Consider the following 19298-nt stretch of genomic DNA (forward strand, 5'->3'; position numbering starts at 1 on the left):
ATTAAGTAAAATGATAAGGAGATCCATTTTAAAGATCTCCTTTATTAAAACAAAAATAAGACAATTAATGCTTATTTCTTTATAAACTTACTAGACAATTTTTTTGATTCGGTTTGAACAAGAATTGAATAAACTCCTTTTGACCACGAACTAACAGAAATTGTAGTTGTAGATGCATTATATCCTGATTTTGCATATACTTGACGTCCATTCATATCATATACTTTAATAGAGCGAATGATTGAATTTGCATTAACATTCACTTCATTATCTGCCAAAGTTGGGAAAATGACAAGTTCTTGAGTACTGTTCTCAATAACCGAATCTTCTATTCCTAAAGGATTATTTGGATCATATCCTCTAAGGTATGGAGTGCCTTCGTTAATAGGATCTAAATATTTCTTCATTTGCATACTCACATCTGTCATATGATCAAAATGATATCCAAATTTACCGAAAAACTCTTGTGAATTACGAGTTAAACAATAATCAGTAGTCCTCACCCCACCCGTTAAAGTTCCAACAATCAAACCATTACTATTAAAGATAGAAGACCCTGAAGATCCTCCTTGCGTAGCACTACGCCCATCATAATAAACTCCCCAAAAACCATTTGTTATACCATTAAATCCGGGACCACCGTTATAGGTTTGTGTTGTAACAGGGTTTTTCAAACCTTCACGTGGCAAATAAGTTACTATTTTTTTCACATCTCCATTAGGATGGTGTATAACAACACCAGACGATGAAGCCACATCTCTCGTATCCCAGCCGTTAAAGAAAACTTTATATTCCAGAGGAATATTAGTTTTCAGTTTCAGCAAAGTACCATCAGACCCCTGTACAGCAACTCCCTCAGCTGTTACTCCTTGAAGAGGTATGTTAACAAGAAGATCGGTACCTACAAGAGTTTTGGTTGTTACCGGAAATGTATCTTCGTTTTCACAGCCAGGAAATTCATAGTGAAAATAAACAACAATAGTCTCATATTCCACTACACCATTGGCCCAAAAACAATGTGAAGCAGTTAGAAGATATGGAGTACCATCTCTTTTAGTATTATTAACCAGACTACCCGAACATATAGACCAGGCACCGCCACGTTTAACCTGATAAAATACTACACCTCGCTTTTGATCTTTCCAATTATCCCCATCCGGACAATTCACATTAATCATACAACTTTGAGATGAATTTATTTTAGGAGTAGGAGGTGACGATGCTCTTAATGCTCTATTATAGTTATCACCATATACATAGCCAATATCTTCAATTACAAGACGAGGAGCTTCATCTGAAATAGTTGAAGCAACATACTCTAATGTTATTTTATCTCCGGCTATAATTTCCGATGCAAATTTACCTCCCTGTGGATGCGTATTCTGTGTATATGCACCAAGTACTCGAGAATGATCTTCGTTATAGATATATAATTTTGCCCCTTTAGGAATATAAAAATCTTTATAACTTAATATCAATCCCTTAGCTCCTTCGGCATAGATTACTTGTTGCCATATCTTTACTGAATCGGAGAGCGAAGTCCAGTTACCAATACTATCAATATTAACGCTTAAAGGTATGACTTTAGCTATTCGAAGAGGAGCATCTCGACTCTCTTCAACTATTTCATCTTCCCACATTAGGCGATTTATATCAAGATTGACTGGAACATTAATGATAGAAGAAGAAGAGATTGATCGTGTAGTATTCTGATATTTAAAACTTGGAGGAGTTCCACCTTCACTAATCTGACTAAAAGCAGATATGCTAGATACAAAAGATACTAACATTATTAGGAAATACTTATTAATCATCCTTTTAAAGTATTTGTGTATTACTTATTCTGTCAATCAAGAGAAGAACATATTTATCTACATCCTCCCTATTAACAAGTTCTTTTGCTTCGAAGATAATTTTAGCCCGACTGTAATAAGATTCTCTTCGATTTAAGTTCTCTTTAATAAACAATAAAAGCTCTTCTTTGTTTTTATCTTTTATTAAAGGTCTTTTTTCTTTACATAGGTCTAACCTTTCAGATAATAATTCGGGGCTTGCTTTCAGATAGATAGTCGTTCCAGCGCTATTCATTATTTCCATATTGTCATAAAAACAAGGAGCACCGCCCCCTGTCGAGATAACAACATTCTCGAAATCGGCAACCTCCTTTAATATTTTATTTTCTATTTCTCTAAAACCTTCTTCGCCAAATTGCTCGAACAACTGGCTGATTGTTTTACTATATCTGGTCTGGATAAAATGGTCTAAATCTACAAATTCCAAGTCTAGAGACTTTGCTAACTCTCTGCCTGCTGTAGTTTTACCGACGCCCATATATCCTATTAAGAAAATACGTGTCATAAAATGCTTTTTACAAAAATAAGCAAATAATTATAGGATAGACTATCTCTAAACAAATATTAAGGTATCAAACCTTATTATGACCTAGATAAACGCTAGACACGAAGCCAATTAAATAGAGGATTGATAGAAATAAATAGTTGAAATTATTTAGAAAATAGAAGATATTTTCAGTTAGATTAGAAAAGTATTAAATAAATCTTATAGTTTTGTTAACTTCAAAGTAGTGCAAATCTTTAAGAAGACCTTAAATAAAAAATGTATCCATTTCTTGGAATGTACAAAGTCTACTACAAAGCCATTTCTCGATAAATAATACAATCTATCAATCTCTTGATAAACCTGATCAGACAATTCTTCTCTAGCAACTTTTTGCTTTTCTTTTAAAATAGCTTTGCCTCCTATCGTACTACTCAGCCCATCGGTATTATAAATAGCAATATCGACATCAACATATTGTACCTTTTCATGATTGATGCCTATGGCTATCAGAAAATGCTTCCAGTCAGACATTATACGAAGTGTTTCGTCATAATATCCATATTCTTCAAACATTTCCCTTTTCACGAAGAAAGCCTGATGACATAAAAACCCTGAATAGATATCGTACAAAGAAAATAACCAATCGCGATGCTTATAACTATCATCTTTTCGGAGCTTTCCTTTCTCGTCCCAGATTATATTACCACAAACAAAATTGTCCTCTAGATCGTGCCTGAAAACATCCTTCAAAACATCATCTGAGACAAAAACATCTCCCGAATTAAGAAAGTAACAATATTCTCCCTGAGCTGTATAAATACCCTTATTCATAGCATTATAAATGCCCGAATCGGGCTCACTCACCCAATAATGAATATTATCTTTGTGTTGTTCTATTACTTCGACACTACCATCAGTCGAATTACCATCAATTACAATAAACTCATAATCGGTAAAGGATTGAGAGAAGACACTTTTTATGGTCTGTTCCAAGCCTACTTTATTGTTCCAATTTATGGTGATAATTGATACTTTCATTGATTGCCGAGTTTAAAGCATTGTTCGTGACGATCGAAAAATATAACCTCTGGATATCCAAAATTATCGAGCTTAAATTTATCCAGAATCAACTTAGCATTAAAGATTCTAAATCTTGACAGGAATAAGAATTGTTTTCTCCTCTTATTGTATCGATTTAAAATCAATTTTTCCTCCTCGGTATACACCCTAGTAGCAAGCACTGATTTAATCTCGGCATCATAAGCATCTTTTTGTTTCATGGAAAGCTGTTCACCATCCCTCATTCTAAAACCACTTAATATAGCAGTGGTCACATATAGTTTCTCGTAAGTAAAGAATCTGAACCACAATTCAAAATCTCCTGCATACTTTAGGTTAGATTCTATTCTTGCACCGGCTTTTTCCCATAGAGAGCGACGCCAAAACACTGATTCCTGTTGTATCCACTGATATTGACCAATATATACATCATATTTAGACCATTGTCTTAATGTATGCGAACATTCAACAATACGTCCTAAGGCATCATACACAGAAGGAAATCCTAATAACCAATTAACTTGGCTATACTTACCAAATATCTCTGCTACCGTAAAAAAAGACTTCGATTGATACATATCATCAGAATTGATCCATGCCATAATTTCACCTGTCGATTTTTCGAATCCCTTACGTATAGCATCATACATCCCTTTATCGGGCACACTTTCCCAATAAGCCAATCGATCTGCATACTTCTTGATTATTTCAACAGAACCATCAGTACTACCTCCATCTATTATTATGTATTCAAGATTAGGATATCCTTGATTTAATACCGAAAGTATTGTTTCCTCAAGATACTTTTCTTGATTATAATTAGGTGTAACAATTGATATTTTAGGGTAGTTTTTCATGTACTATTTCGTATTGAATATTTTATATAAGGCTCTGAAGCAAAAATAGATCAATTTATTTGACTTTATAAACACAGGAATATAAGCCTCTTGCTCTAACGATCGTAGCCTTTCATAGTCCGTCAAGAGATTATGAGGCATCAATTCTTTTGTAACCCGTTTGCGCTCTTCTAAATGACGTTCACCGTGCGCTTTACTGGTACTGATACCTTCCATTTCGAAGATAACGACATCCAAATCAAGAAAAGCGGTTCTTTCTCCACCTAATATGGTTAGGAAGAAGAATTTCCAATCCGACACTATTTTAAGAGTTTCATCATAATTTCCATATTTATCAAACATATCACGTCTGATAAATGTAGCCTGATGCAACATCGTATTTACAAACATATCATATAGAGTAACTTCACGGTTACCCAGATTCTCCCATTTTATTTGATGAGTACCATAATCGCATATTTGAATTCCTCTAAGTAGAGGTTCTCTATACTCTTTAGAAAATGTTTTCTTTAAGACATCTTCCGAAGCATAGCTATCACCCGAATTAAGAAAGTGAAAATATTCGCCTTTAGCGATTTCAATCCCCTTATTCATGGCGTTATATACACCTCCATCAGGTTCACTTACCCAATATGTTATTTTATCGGAAAAAGACTCTATTATTTTTTTACTCTCATCTGTAGAACCTCCATCTATAACAATATATTCGTAGTCGGTATAAGTTTGACTGACTACACTTTCAATAGTACGAAGTAATCCTTTCGCATTATTGTATGATATGGTTATTATGGATACTTTCTTCATCTAAGTATTTCTTTATAAATTTCGATGGTCTGCAAAGCACTCTTTTCCCAAGAGAAATTTTGTAAACGTTGCGTACCTTTATTTATTATCTCTTGCCTTAATTCCTTATTATTCAATAAGCTTAATACAGCAAACCTCAACTGTTCAGGCGATTTAGAATCAAAATACATACCTGCATCTCCCCCAACTTCGGGAAAACAGCTTCCATTACTTAAAACGACAGGGCATTGAGCTTGAAATGCTTCCAGAATCGGAATTCCAAAACCTTCGTAATAAGAAGGATATATAAACATTTCAGCAGATTTATATAATCCAAACATTTGCGTATCATCCACAAATATAATTTTCAACTGATCTTGTATGCCTAATGCTTCAAAGTAATTATTTTCTTCTGTAGTAAAACGATCTCCTGTACAGACAATACATAATTCTTTATTTTCCAACAGAATTGGCTGTATAGCAGCAATAAAGAATTTGAAATTTTTATAGCCTAAACGCCTATCTCCTACATACAGCAAATATTTATTAGGTAAATTCTCCGGCTTACCTCCTCCATCCACTAAGGACGAAGCATGATAAGTCACTGATACCTTGTTAACAGAAGTTCCGAATACATTTACAATATCGCGCTTCGTATTTTCAGAGACAGCAATTATATGAGCAGCATTATCAACTAGCTTTTTCTTTCGTTTAATAAATCCCGGACTATTTATAAATTCGGGATATAGCTCAATAATCATGTCATGCACAGTTAGAACATAAGGCTTACCATTGAGATGATCAAGATAATAATCATCAAAGAAAGTAGGATGAAAAATATCAAAGTCTCCTTTTTCTAGTTTTTCAATTGTTCTTGATTGATTGACTTTATAAAAATCAGGATATTTTTCAGAAAACCTCTCTTGTAAAAAAGAATAAAGTCTTTTTTTACCTTTGAAATTTAGTTTAGGAAGAAAAGAATAATAAGAAATTAACTGATCTCTCCACTCGAAAGGGATGTTCATATCCCTCAGATACTCGTTGAAAGTATATTGTATAGACACATCAGCTTCAACATCAGTAGGCAAGTGCCTGATAATCTCGGCAAAATAGCGAGACACACCACCTATGCGTTGATGCTCAAATATCTGATGATCGTACAATACCTTCATAAAAAACAAGTTATTTCAACTATATATTGCTATGTTTATAGCTTTAACTAGCTTTATTTGTATAGCTGTCAAAGTAATAAAAAGGTCTGAGACCTTTAATCTTCCGGATGAACAATCTGACGTATATACTGCACATCCTGAGGAATCTTACTACCTAAATTTATAGCAGCAGGAGCATTGCTTTTACTTCTACCCAGTATACCAATCAAACGATCAGCTACTTTATCCCAGAAAGTTCTGGTATAATCCAACGGATTCTTCTTCAACGTCTTTTTAGTCAAGATATGAAGGTCTTTTCCATTAGAATAAAAGTTACATGAAAATTTAGCTGCAATAACTTCAAAAGCCTGTTTAGTATAAAAACTAATATGCTGGCCTCCTTCGGGAGCAAAATACCACCAATCGTTAGTACTTGTTATTTCTTTATCAGGAACTAACTCAGTCGAAAAGATAATAGAATCAGAATAACCGAATAGTTTCTCTATTTCTTCAAGAGGATTAGCTAAGTGTTCAAAAATCTCGAAAGCAGTGACAGCCTCAAATTTGGTTGATGTCTCTAATTCCTCCAATGTAAAATGCTTAGCAAACAGATTGTCGCAATATTTATCATCCCAATAGAAATCAAAACCTTTATCACGCATCAAACGGACATACATTCCGTATCCACCTGCGTAATCAAGAAATTTACCTTTATAATCAAATGATGATTTTATTACATTCTCCACTGCTGACGAATATACCAGATTACGATATATCAAGCCAATATCCATAGAGGTAATGGCATCGCTATAAGCTTCGTCTAGCCAATACGGAGTATCGGACTGAATGAAACCACAGCAACTACATCTATGATAATCGACATCGTATTTATGTAACACTCTTGCCGAAAACAATTTTATGCTTTCGCCTCCACAAATAAGACATTTATTGTTATTCATTGGCTAAAATTTCTTTGTATAATTCTATATATCGATTGGCAATATCCTCTATTTTGAAGTTATCCAATACTTTTTTTCGAGCATTATAACTTAGACCGTTATCTTCGTTATGGCTAAGACAATATACAATACCAACGGTTAAATCGGATGTATCATAAGCCTTTGCCAAGTAACCATTATCTTGATGGTCAATCATATCAGGGTTTCCTCCTATATTAAATGCCACAACAGGAGTTCCACAGGATAAACTTTCAAGAATCGTATTCGGGAAATTCTCATGCGTAGATGGTACTATTGTAACATCGGCAGCATTATATGCCAAAGCCAAACCAGCTTCCTCACTTACATATCCTAAAAACTTTGCTGGAAAGTTAAACTGATAATCATCCTGTTTTTCAGCCCCAAATATAAGGAGCTCTATTTCATCTTCGGAATACATTCCCGACAATAGTCTTAGACTCTCCATCAATAGCTCTCCTCCTTTACGCGGATCAGCCATAACCGATATTCCTCCAAAAAGAATGGTCTTCTTGCTTGTGTCTAAAGATAGATTCTTTTTTGCTTCTTCCTTATTCATTGGGGCAAATACAGAAGTATCAATACCATTAGGAATAACTGTTACCGGATACTTGTTTAGCAACAAACTACCCATAGCGGCATCAGCAAGCCACTTACTTGGGCTGACAATATGAAAATTGAGTGAAGAATATCTCTTTTTCTTCATCTCAAACACTTTGTAACTCAAGTCTTTTTCTTTAGTAGACCCCAATTGAGGGCAAGCATTACAGTGTGTCTTATATTTGTCGCAATCTTCGAAATAGGAACATAATCCTGTAAACGAAAAGCAATCGTGTATTGTCCAGATTATGGGCTTCTCTACATTCGAAAATTCTGTAAAATCAACATAACTCTCCCCCACCCAATGCATATGAACTAAATCGAAATCGAGTTTATCCAAGGAGTTTTTTAATAGGGAAATCGCAATATCTGATAGCACTTTAGTTTGCATATTGGGATAACTACCCCAAATAATACGCCTTCTTTTTTCTTGTAGTTTAAGTTTGTATTTATTCAGTAAACTAGTGATACGATTCTGAGGATCATGATAATTCTCAGCTAAATGCACTGTTTTAGATGAAGTTCTTTTGCTATTAACCAAAAGAATATTTTCAATACCCTTTTTATTAATCTCTTCATGGAGACGAAATGCAACACGTGCAGCTCCTCCAAAAGAATCTTTAGTGCTTAGCGTTACAACCTTCATACTTATCTCTTCAAAAATTTCTTCACTTTTTCTTTCAGCGATTTGGGCATCAAACCTTGTATCTTCTCTTTACAAATCAAGAAAGTAGCCAAAATTTGCAGATCCCAAGACAATTTATTTTCTATTTGAATCCAGCTTTCAGGGATCATATCTTTTGTATCGTAGTTATCATATGACCTCCCAAACCAAGGATTAGGGCAAACAACCACATTATCCGAATTTGGATTTAACCATGCTCCCCACCAACTAAAAGAACTATTACTTATAATATTATCAGAACAAAGCGTCTGAATATAAAGATCTATAATTGGTTCTTCGTCATCCACAAAGAAAAAATTATCTCCTTTGAAGTGCCTCTTGCACCAATCTATATCATCGCTAATTATCAAATATTTTCGATCGCGCCCTAAATAATCTATTGCCTTATTAAAGTAAGACATAGAACAAACAGCATACCGATGCGGTAACTTGCAGTAATCGCCTCGCCTCACATTTATAGAAGTTATACCCTCTTTAATCAGATCGCCAAACTTCGAATAAATATATTCTTTGATATCAATAGGAATTGAGAATAGATCTTTTACCAATTCCTTATCAAAGTATTTCTCAGATTGAAATGCTCCATAAAGCAGCATATCTCGCCCTTCGAAAGGTATTTCTTTATAAACATAGTCAATATCATAATAATAGAAACAATCCGAAGAAGGACGTCCAAGCTGAATTGGAACATTTCTAAGTATATTACTTCTGAACTGTTCTATATATTCTTTCACATAGCAATTATCAGGTGGTGCAAGCTTATAGCCATCGTGGCACACAGCTTTATAATCAACCCCATATTTCTTAGCAAGAGACGCTGCTGTTGCTACCTGAAAGAGATGATTACCTAACCTACCGTTTAATTCTATATATATCATTTTTTGAATATCTTACTTATATATCGGAATGGAGCTAAAACATATCCACCAATCCTATATTGTAATGAATTTTCTATTAATTTAAATTCCTTCAGCTCTCTAAATTGAGCAATCGGATTTATATATTGTAAATATAATTCTTGGTGATTTTTGAAAATTTGCAGCCTTAAATAATCCTCTTTTTCTTTCGTAATCAAAGTACGCATTGATACGTCTTTTGTTCTATAAAAGAAATGAATCTTATCTAATTTTACAACCTTATCATCTTTATTCAGTAGGCTAATCCAGAAATCATAATCCTCCCAACCATATATCATATTCACATTATACCCTACTGTTTTATTGTAATCTTCACGTTTATAAATTGCCGAGCAATAAATACAATTACGCACCAATAATAGGTTCTCATATGTATAGGGAAGTAGTTCCCATTCTTGACTATCTCCTCCGAATAATTGGGCTCTACAAAAAACGAGTTTTATAGCTGAATCTTTTTCTAAAACCTCAATGGCTTCTCTTGTATAATCCTTTGATATTTTATCATCAGAATCAAGAGGTAATATGTATTTTCCGAGTGAATGTTTTATACCATAATTTCGAGCATCGGATAATCCTCCATTTTCTTTTTTCAAATATTTGAATCGATCATCTTTTCCACACCATTCTAACGCAACCTCTTCCGTATTATCGGGAGATCCATCGTTTACAATAATACATTCCCAATTGGCATATGCCTGCTCCAAAACCGTTTGTAAAGTTTCGGGCAAATATTGAGCCTGATTATAACAAGGAACTATTATAGATATAGCGGGATAGAGATCAGACATATAAACTATTTTTTAAGCAGCTTCTTTATATTTATTTTCAACATGGTCGAAATAAATTTAAAAGAAACGCCCACAGTTAATACTTTAATAAAGTCTCCGAATGGAATATATTTATCAGGTATAATATTCCTATAAATAAGAATATTCATATACCGATCAAACCCTTTTGAATAAAAATATTGGTTCTTATTATTGATCTTGCTTAGTTTATCTAACAATATCACTTTTGTCGCTAAATCAACATCTTTATATTTATGCACAGATGCCAATTCATTCTGAGTCATTTCATTTCCAAAGAAATGAGATAAGTAAGCCAATCGTACAGGTTCTTTAGTCCTTTCTTGTAAATCATAATTTACGGAGCAAACCTGTTCTGGATGTGTTCTGTAATGATAAAAAACATCATCGATATTCGCAAACCTAACACCCTTTATTACGGCTTCTAACCAAAACCTATAGTCCTCTATGTGTTTATATTCTTCTTCGTAGATAAGTTTCTTTGCAATAACAGTATCTCTACGCATCATAATAGTAGCATGAGCCACTGTAGAGTTATCAATTAAGCCGATCACAATATCATCATGTACCAAAGGATGATGTATCTCATATGGAGTATCTAGATACACTAAAGCTGTTCCCAGAATATCAATATTCGGATGAGCTTCCAAGAATCGAACCTGCGTTTCGAATCGTATATCAGTAGTTATGTCATCAGCATCCATTCGGGCAATATATTTACCTTGTGCTAATTCTAAGCCTCTATTTAATGAATAAATAAGTCCTCTGTTTTTATCATTCGAAACCAGTCTGATTCGAGAATCATTATAGCTCTCAATAACAGCAACCGTATTATCAGTTGAGCCATCATTGATTATTAGAAACTCAAGATTAGTATAAGTTTGAGACAAAATACTATCTATGGCTTCTGCTATATAGAGTCCTGCATTGTAAGCAGGCATCAAAACTGTAACCAAAGGATTATTCATTGTAATTTACTTTCCCTTTTTTAAACTAAGTATAGGCTTCAATATCGCTTTAGCAAACTTATTTGTAGCCCCATAATACAATAATCTATCTCTAAACGACAAACAATGGTTTTCTAAAAGAAAGCGATATGCCTCTTTTGCAATATCTGGAAAATTATAATGAAACGAAAAACTCAGATCATTTTTTCTGAAATCAATTAATAATCCCATTATTATATCCATCTTATCATATTGCTTAGCAAACTTAATACGGATATTATGAATAAAGTTATCAAAATTTCGTTTCTTCACCACATCCCACGAATTGGAAGCACTTTCAGGTAAAGACCTGTAAACTCCTGTAAAATCTTCTAAATGATGAATCTTTGATTTAGTGGATACATATAACCAAAGAGGATAATCCATAGCCACAAAATTAGGTAATATAACCTCTTCCTCAATAGCAAACATAATCAATTCACGTCTCACTAAAACCGTTAGCGTTGATATTTTATTCCAAAATAGTAATTCATCAAGAATATAACCCGATTTTACATCCTTTCTCATTTCTACATACTTATCTGCAGCCTGCCAATATTGCATGAGATTTGTATGCACTAATCCATAGTCAGGATTTTTCTCTAAAAAATCTACTTGTTTTTGTAGCTTATATGGGTCTGTCCAATAATCATCACCCTCACAAATAGCAATATACTTTCCTCGGGTTTCCTGTAAAGTCCATATCCAATTACAGTATCCTGCTACAGTTCCATTTTCGTCATATATCAACGATTCATTCCGATCTCTTAAATACAATCGAATTTTATCGGGATTTTCTTCTGCATATTTTTTGCATATTTCGATTGTTCCATCTGTAGATCCATCTTCGCCAACTATAACTTCAACCGGAAAAGTTGCCTTCTGCATCAGAATGCCATCTAACGTTTGGGATACATAACCCACATGCTGATAAGTAGCTACACAAACAGAAACCAAAGGAATCGCTTTATTTATGAGTTTTTCATCTCCTAAATATTCTTTTTGCTTTAGTAGCCTTTGCTCCGATATATCTTTTAGCTGCTTGTTATCCATCAATCCCGTAAAATATGCAATTTAATATTTAAACTTCTCTGGCCGGATTACCAAATACAGTTGTACCTGGTTTTACATTACGTATCACAATACTTCCGGCTCCAACAGTTGATCCTTCTCCGACTTTTTTATGAGGCAATATTGTAGAACGTGTATGTAATGTAGCGTTATCAGCAGCCTGAGAATATCCACCCATGAATGTATATCCTTCTATAGTACAATTTTCCCCTACAATCACATCGTGTCCTAATGTAGTATATGAAAAGATAAAAGAGAAATCTCCAATTTCAACATTTGAAGAAATTGTACAATATTGACCAATGGAAGCACCTTTACCTATTTTTGCATCTGGATGTATTATTGCTGTAGGATGTACTAAAGAAAGAAATTCGCCTCCTTTATCTTTGATTATCTTTATATATTTCTCGCGCGCCTTATTATCACCTAATGCACAATAAAAAACATCACCATCTTCTATGTTATAATTCTCTACAGACGAAATTATGGGGGCATATCCTTCGAAACCATCAAGAGCATCAGATTTATCATCTAAGAAACCTTTGACTTGGATATATCCTGAATGAAAGATCATTATATCATTAAAGACCTCTCTCCCATACCCTCTAGCTCCAATTATCAGTAACTTTTTCATTTTCTACGTTTATAATGAAAAGAAATTATATATTCGCCTCATTATTTTTATATTTGACTAAATCAGAACTAATATTTTATCCATTAAGAAAAGGATAACGTGCTTTTTTAGAACTTCTACAAAAAAATGCTTATTCTACTATTACTCATCTCTAAAAAGCATATTTCTTCACAGTCTATTTTTTACAATATTGTATAAATCCTTAATGGTTTCAGAGCTCTTGATATCATCACCTTTCAATTTCGTCTCATATTCTTCATCAACCATAGCTATTAACGACAATGTAATCAAAGATGACCATTCTTTTAAATTCTTAAATACTGTATTTTCTGTAAATTCGCTTATATCAGTATCATCAAATTGTGCAGCAAAATCTTTAATAAATTTATCTAATTCCATGTCTTATCTTTTATTATTTTACAAATCATTACTATTTCATCAGTTGAAAGATCCGGATAAATAGGTAGACAAAGTACTTCTTTTGCGACTTTATTTGCTACTGGAAGATTATCTTTAGAGGCAGAAGCCAAGCCTCTATAAGTAGGAAACTCACTAATCAAGGGATAAAAGTACCTTCTACCATAAATATTGTACTCTTTTAGCTTTTCATACAAAGCATCTCTTGAAATACCATACTCCTTCGTATCAATTAATATCGGATAATAAGGGTAAGCATGCTCTACATCATTATCTATAGACATTAAAGTAATCCCATTAGTCTCAGATAAAAGCTTATTATATAGAGTGACTATTTCTTTTCTTTTAGAAATGTACGAATCTACATATTTTAATTGTAGTAGACCATATGCAGCCTGAAGTTCATTCATCTTAGCATTTATACCCGGTTCTATAACTGTTACCTCATCCTTAAATCCAAAATTCTTAAGTAAATCTATTCTTTGCTTAGTCTTTTCATCCTGACAAATAATAGCACCACCCTCAATAGTGTTAAATACTTTTGTAGCATGGAAACTCATAATAGAAAGATCTCCCCAATTAAGAATAGAATTCCCATTTTTTTTGACAGCAAAAGCATGTGCAGCGTCATATATTACTCTCAATCCATAAGTGTCAGCAATATCTTGTATTTCTTTCACATAGCAAGGATTTCCATATACATGCACCGGCATTATAGCCGTAGTCTTAGGTGTTATTGCAGCCTCTATTTTATTAGGATCAATATTCAGATATTGAGACTCTATATCTACAAAAACAGGTTTTATATTATTCCACCACAAGGAGTGTGTGGTTGCTACAAAACTATAAGGAGTAGTAATAACCTCACCTGTAATCCTTAATGCTTGCAAAGCTGTAATAAGAGCCAAAGTTCCATTTGAAAATACAGATAGATATTTAACTCCTAAATATTTAGCTAATTCTTCTTCAAATTGTTGATGGAAAGGACCGTTATTAGTCAACCACTTATTATCCCATATATTTTGTAAATAAGGGATGAATTCCTCAAGTGGCGGAAGTGCCGGCTGAGTTACAAAAATATTTTTACTCATAATTATATCCTAGTCTTAAGTAGCTTCTAATACTATAATACTATCCATTCTTGTGGATAAAATTTACCTTCTGATGCTATATCTTTATTTTCTATGTAATAAGTATTATCCTCTTGATACCATTTTTGAGGTGCGATAATCATCTTATCGAGATTAGCATTCAAATATGCTGCCCACCAGCTAAAAGTGCTATTAGCAATTATATTATGCTGGCACTGACTCATCAAGTAAAGATCCATATAGCTATCAGAGCCATGATTAATATCTATAATCCTAACGTTTTCATTCTGAAATGACTTCTTTACAAAATCAATATCATCCGAAAATATATAAAAAATAGGATTATCAATACATTCTCGAACTTTTGAAATCGCCTCTAAATAATATGCTTGATCTAAAATACAAAAAAGGTTACTGGAGCTGTAATCCCCTCGTCTTATATGCACTGAAACCGAATTTGTATTTACAATTTCTTGTAAAACTAATTTATTTTCCGCATTTACTGTCTTTGGATGCATTTCCTCTCGAAGCTGATCTTTAATATCATCAAAATAGGAAAAGAAAGACCAATTACCAGAAAGCCATATATTACGATTTCTCAGATTCAACAACCCTTGATTATAAGAAAAAGGACTCTTTTCTGTTATATAGCAAGGTTTCCATAACTTGCTTAAAATACGAGGCTTCAGACTTCTTGTTCTTTTATACTTAATATTAAAGTATTCGAGATCAAATATCCGTTTAGTTGTGTTCTTGAAATCCTGATTAAACCAATCTAAACATAGATATAACTCAGCATTATTAAGCCTTGCCATGTTTTTGGCTGTCGCATATTGAAATAATTGATTTCCCAAACCTCCATAAAGTGAGACTTGAACCATTTTCAAATAATTTCCCATTTTAATAGTGGACGAATTCCCCCACCAAACTTTTCAAAGTATGTACCTTCGCGACCTTTCTCATGCATTTCGAAAAATAAAGCATTATCTACTCGAGTCAAAACTTGAGATGAGTTTTTAACCAGAAGAAGAATTAGGCTATATAAATTAGTATTCAGCAGATTAGCCGGAATATTACATTTAAAAAGCTTCTCTCCTCTTTCGCAGCTAACAACAGCTGTTGTAGTTACAAATACTGTAGCCCCAACTTCATCACAAAATGATAGACTAAGATTAAAATTATCAATTCTTTCCTTAAAATCTATTTTAAAACAACATTCAAAAGCTTCATCAATATATAACACCCCATGCTCATTATTTGTTGAAATATAAATTTCTTCAAGAACTAGATTGTCTTCTGATGTTTTAATATGTTGATTTACATTGTTTGTTATACGAAGGCTATCGCGAGTACCCGCTATATATCTATTTATTGTACTATCAATAGATCCTGAATAAGTCGATATTCCATTCTCAAGAAGTAAACCTTTCGTACATAAGCTTTTAACAGCTGTCATATTATGGCTTACAAAAAGCACAGTACGTCCGCCTCCTTGCGAAACATCTTTCATTTTACCTATTGCTTTCTTCTGAAATTCGGCATCCCCAACAGCTAAAACTTCATCAACAACCAATATTTCAGGCTCTAGATGCGCAGCCACAGCAAACCCTAGACGAACTGTCATCCCTGAAGAATATCGCTTTACAGGTGTATCAATATATTTCTCTATTCCAGAGAAGTCTACTATTTCATCAAACTTACTAACGATTTCTCTTCTTGTCATTCCAAGAATAGCTCCGTTCATATAAATATTCTCTCTCCCAGTCAATTCACTATGAAATCCGGTACCAACTTCGAGTAAAGAAGCAATACGTCCTTTAGCTTTAATTGAACCTGTAGTTGGTGAAGTAACTCTCGAAAGTATCTTAAGAAGAGTCGATTTTCCGGCTCCATTCTTACCTATAATACCTAAGACTTCCCCTTGCTCAACACTGAATGAAATATCTTTTAATGCCCAAACATAATCACTAGTGGCTTTTATACTACGGTCATTAACTTCACCAACTTTTAAGTATGGATCTTCTTTACCGCGCATCAAATGCCACCACCTGTTTAAGTCATGAGTTAAAGTTCCTGTACCGATTGTACCCAAACGATATTGTTTTGAGATATTCTCAAATTCGATTGATATATTTGACATATTAGAATGTTCTACGTTATTTTATTATACAATATCTACGAATCGACGTTCAACCTTATTAAAGGTAACAATCCCGATCAAGACAACTACAACAGTAAATATACTACTATATAACAATCCTCCCCATGAAAGATTTCCTGTACCTAGCATTCCAAACCTAAAAGCCTCAAATATTGATGACAGAGGGTTTAATTGAATAACCCATTTCAATGCTCCATATTTTGCAGGAATAGCAGACAACGGATAAATCACGGGAGTAATATACATCATTAGTCCGATAGCAAATGAAAACAATATATTCAAGTCACGGTATTTGATCGTTACTGATGAAATAATGATACCAATACCAAAACCGATACCTGCCATCATAGTTATCAGAAGAGGAAATAAGAGTACATAACTGTTTACTCCAATAGGAGAACCTTGAAATAGAAAATAGATATAAATGGAGAAAAATAACAATAATTGAATAAACATCTTCAGAACTGCAGAAACTAATCCTGCAATAGGCACAACCAAACGGGGAAAATATACTTTGCTAAAAACTCCTGCATTTCCCATAAAGGTTCCAGAGCTACGACTCAAGCAATCAGTAAAATAGTTCCAACATAGAACACCTGCCATATAAAACAACATAGGAGGTAAACCATCTGTCGATATTTGAGCAATTCCACCGAATACTAGAGTAAATATAAGAGTGGAAAAAATAGGCTGAATAAAAAACCAAAGAGGCCCTAGTATTGTCTGTTTGTAAGTTGAAATAAAATCGCGTTTAACATACAGATATAATAAATCCTTGTATCTCCATACTTCTTTTAAGTGTAGATGAATTCCTTTTTCCTTAGGCTTAATAACGATATCCCAATCATCGTCTTTTGCTGTATTCATACAATAGTTAAGTAATTAAATGAATTAATATCAGACAGCAAAGATAATACTTTTATGGAAATTGAATCTATCATATTCCAATATATAGAAGCATTATGTTAATTTACAAGGATTCATTTATGTTAATTAACTACATTCAGTAGCATTATGTCTCATACAAATACCTCTTTATGCTTTTTTTAGGAGTCTTTTCGAACTCTGTGGGATAAATATGGATTGTAGAAATAGTTTCATAATTAGATACCGATTTATTCAGAACCTGTCTATTCTCTTCCATTACTATATCTAATGTACTAGAAGATAAACCTGTTGAATTCATCGCTTCATAATCGGGGTATACCAAAGCCACCAGCTTATTATTACGACTTACAACCAGTGATTCTGTAACGTAGGGCAAATTATTTAATTTGGCCTCTATCTCTTCAGGAAAGATATTCTGTCCACTAGCGCCTAGTATCATTGTTTTACTTCTTCCTCTAAGGTAAATTCTATTATTTTCGTCGATAGTACCCAGATCTCCAGTCTTAAGCCATCCGTCAGTCGTAAAAGCAGCATTAGTAGCCTCTTCATTTTTATAATACCCCTTCATTACATTCTCTCCCCACACTTGTATTTCTCCAAGAGTATTATAAGGATCAGGAGAATCTACACGTACTTTCATTATAGACAAAACTTTGCCACACGAAGTTGGAACAAAATCATAATGGTGATCATACGAGATCAAAGGACCGCATTCCGTCATGCCATACCCTACTGTAAATGGAAATTTTATTTTATAAAGAAAACTTTCGACTTCTTTATTGAAGGCTGCTCCACCAATGATAACTTCTCTAAAAGAACCTCCAAGAGCATCTATCAATCCTTTTCTTATTTTTGCATATATCTGATCTTTAACAATAGGTATCTTCAATGCCATCTTAATGCTTGATTTCTCTAGCTTAGGCAAAATAGCTTTCTTATATAGTTTTTCGATAACCAACGGAACGGTAACTATAAGATTGGGCTTTATCTCAGAAAATGCAGCAGCTAAAATCTTAGGAGAGGGTGCTTTTCCTAATAAGGTTACGTGAACACCTTCTGACAGTGCATATAAAAAATCAAACGCACAGCCATATGCATGTGCTAGCGGTAGGAAAGAGACAACCCTATCCCCTCTGAATAATAAATCTAATGTTTTAGCATAAGTAACATTTCCTGCCAGATTATTAGCTAACAGCATAACACCCTTACTGAATCCCGTAGTTCCCGATGTGTAATTAATTAGTACAACCTCTGAATTATCAACATCAGCATATAATATATCTTCTTTCAAAAACCCTTTTGGATATTTAACCTCCATATCATTATCGAGATTTCGAATAGCTGACTTTATATGTTTTTTACTGTTATCATATATACATGAGAAATCAGACAAGCTAAATATCCCCGTCAAATGAGACATTTGTCCTTCTTCCAGGCTTTCCCAAATAGAATCACTAACAAAAAGCAATTCCGATTCAGAATGATTTACAATATGGTGAATATTATCAGAATGGAAGTCCTGTAATATCGGAACAACAACTGCTCCATATGTAATGGTAGCCATATAAACCATACACCATTGTTGTGTATTCTTACCAATCAGCGCAACCTTTGTACCTTTTTTTATTTCTAGTTTATCAAACAAAATATGCAAACGAGCAATTTCTTTTGCCAAATCTTTATAAAATAAGACATCTGTGTCTCCATAATCGGACAGTGCGGGTAAATCCCAGTTATATTTAAAACTATCCTCATATAATTTGATAAAATTTTCTTTAATCATAAAAATTGCTCATTTTTTCGTTATTTGTGCAAAAATAGATACAGAAATGGTATTTGCAAACTTTTTTAACTTCAATATTGATCCATTTTATG

General features: G+C 33.5%; 19 protein-coding genes. All 19 read right to left on the reverse strand.

From position 1 onward, the window contains the following. Window positions 1-71 precede the first annotated feature (71 nt). Window positions 72-1790, reverse strand: coding sequence for a T9SS type A sorting domain-containing protein (locus HGC4_RS06910; protein ID WP_050709394.1), 1719 nt, complete (start codon window positions 1788-1790; stop codon window positions 72-74). Window positions 1791-1818: 28 nt separating this feature from the next. Next, entirely contained in the window at window positions 1819-2358 is a 540-nt protein-coding gene (locus HGC4_RS06915) for a shikimate kinase (protein ID WP_050709395.1), read from the reverse strand. A 201-nt stretch (window positions 2359-2559) separates the two neighbouring features. Continuing rightward, on the reverse strand, window positions 2560-3378 hold the full coding sequence (locus tag HGC4_RS06920; RefSeq protein WP_050709396.1) for a glycosyltransferase family 2 protein: 819 nt from the start codon (window positions 3376-3378) through the stop codon (window positions 2560-2562). After that, on the reverse strand, window positions 3375-4256 hold the full coding sequence (locus HGC4_RS06925) for a glycosyltransferase family 2 protein (RefSeq protein WP_050709397.1): 882 nt from the start codon (window positions 4254-4256) through the stop codon (window positions 3375-3377). The genes HGC4_RS06920 and HGC4_RS06925 overlap by 4 nt, the downstream gene beginning before the upstream one ends. Before the next feature lie 3 nt (window positions 4257-4259). Continuing rightward, window positions 4260-5060 (reverse strand): glycosyltransferase family 2 protein, encoded by an 801-nt coding sequence (locus tag HGC4_RS06930; RefSeq protein WP_050709398.1) that lies wholly within the window; start codon window positions 5058-5060, stop codon window positions 4260-4262. Next, complete coding sequence (locus HGC4_RS06935) at window positions 5057-6211, reverse strand: glycosyltransferase family 4 protein (protein WP_050709399.1); 1155 nt, start codon at window positions 6209-6211, stop codon at window positions 5057-5059. The genes HGC4_RS06930 and HGC4_RS06935 overlap by 4 nt, the downstream gene beginning before the upstream one ends. A gap of 95 nt (window positions 6212-6306) precedes the next feature. Next, window positions 6307-7149: a class I SAM-dependent methyltransferase gene (locus HGC4_RS06940; protein ID WP_050709400.1), complete on the reverse strand. Its 843-nt coding sequence runs from the start codon at window positions 7147-7149 to the stop codon at window positions 6307-6309. Then, window positions 7142-8413: a glycosyltransferase gene (locus HGC4_RS06945; protein ID WP_050709401.1), complete on the reverse strand. Its 1272-nt coding sequence runs from the start codon at window positions 8411-8413 to the stop codon at window positions 7142-7144. Before HGC4_RS06945 ends, HGC4_RS06940 begins: the two co-directional genes overlap by 8 nt. A 2-nt stretch (window positions 8414-8415) precedes the next feature. Beyond that, window positions 8416-9330, reverse strand: coding sequence for an alpha-1,2-fucosyltransferase (locus HGC4_RS06950; RefSeq protein ID WP_050709402.1), 915 nt, complete (start codon window positions 9328-9330; stop codon window positions 8416-8418). Further along, entirely contained in the window at window positions 9327-10157 is an 831-nt protein-coding gene (locus HGC4_RS06955) for a glycosyltransferase family 2 protein (RefSeq protein ID WP_050709403.1), read from the reverse strand. Before HGC4_RS06955 ends, HGC4_RS06950 begins: the two co-directional genes overlap by 4 nt. Window positions 10158-10162: 5 nt before the next feature. After that, window positions 10163-11143: a glycosyltransferase family 2 protein gene (locus HGC4_RS06960; RefSeq protein WP_050709404.1), complete on the reverse strand. Its 981-nt coding sequence runs from the start codon at window positions 11141-11143 to the stop codon at window positions 10163-10165. Between the two features lie 6 nt (window positions 11144-11149). Beyond that, entirely contained in the window at window positions 11150-12214 is a 1065-nt protein-coding gene (locus HGC4_RS06965) for a glycosyltransferase (protein WP_050709405.1), read from the reverse strand. A gap of 28 nt (window positions 12215-12242) precedes the next feature. Beyond that, window positions 12243-12866 carry a NeuD/PglB/VioB family sugar acetyltransferase gene (locus tag HGC4_RS06970; RefSeq protein WP_050709406.1) on the reverse strand — a complete coding sequence of 208 codons (624 nt, stop codon included), beginning with the start codon at window positions 12864-12866 and terminating at the stop codon, window positions 12243-12245. Between the two features lie 168 nt (window positions 12867-13034). Beyond that, window positions 13035-13265, reverse strand: coding sequence for an acyl carrier protein (locus HGC4_RS06975; RefSeq protein WP_050709407.1), 231 nt, complete (start codon window positions 13263-13265; stop codon window positions 13035-13037). Next, on the reverse strand, window positions 13256-14374 hold the full coding sequence (locus HGC4_RS06980; RefSeq protein WP_050709408.1) for a DegT/DnrJ/EryC1/StrS family aminotransferase: 1119 nt from the start codon (window positions 14372-14374) through the stop codon (window positions 13256-13258). Before HGC4_RS06980 ends, HGC4_RS06975 begins: the two co-directional genes overlap by 10 nt. A gap of 32 nt (window positions 14375-14406) precedes the next feature. Further along, a complete protein-coding gene (locus HGC4_RS06985; RefSeq protein WP_050709409.1) occupies window positions 14407-15273 on the reverse strand; it encodes an alpha-1,2-fucosyltransferase in 867 nt (288 codons plus the stop codon). Continuing rightward, entirely contained in the window at window positions 15258-16514 is a 1257-nt protein-coding gene (locus tag HGC4_RS06990) for an ABC transporter ATP-binding protein (RefSeq protein ID WP_050709410.1), read from the reverse strand. The genes HGC4_RS06985 and HGC4_RS06990 overlap by 16 nt, the downstream gene beginning before the upstream one ends. Before the next feature lie 24 nt (window positions 16515-16538). Continuing rightward, a complete protein-coding gene (locus HGC4_RS06995; protein ID WP_050709411.1) occupies window positions 16539-17402 on the reverse strand; it encodes an ABC transporter permease in 864 nt (287 codons plus the stop codon). Window positions 17403-17547: 145 nt separating this feature from the next. Further along, window positions 17548-19206, reverse strand: coding sequence for an AMP-binding protein (locus HGC4_RS07000; RefSeq protein WP_050709412.1), 1659 nt, complete (start codon window positions 19204-19206; stop codon window positions 17548-17550). Window positions 19207-19298: the final 92 nt, after the last annotated feature.

It is taken from the genome of Dysgonomonas sp. HGC4, from assembly GCF_001261715.1.
In the GTDB taxonomy this organism is placed as follows: Bacteria; Bacteroidota; Bacteroidia; order Bacteroidales; family Dysgonomonadaceae; genus Dysgonomonas_A.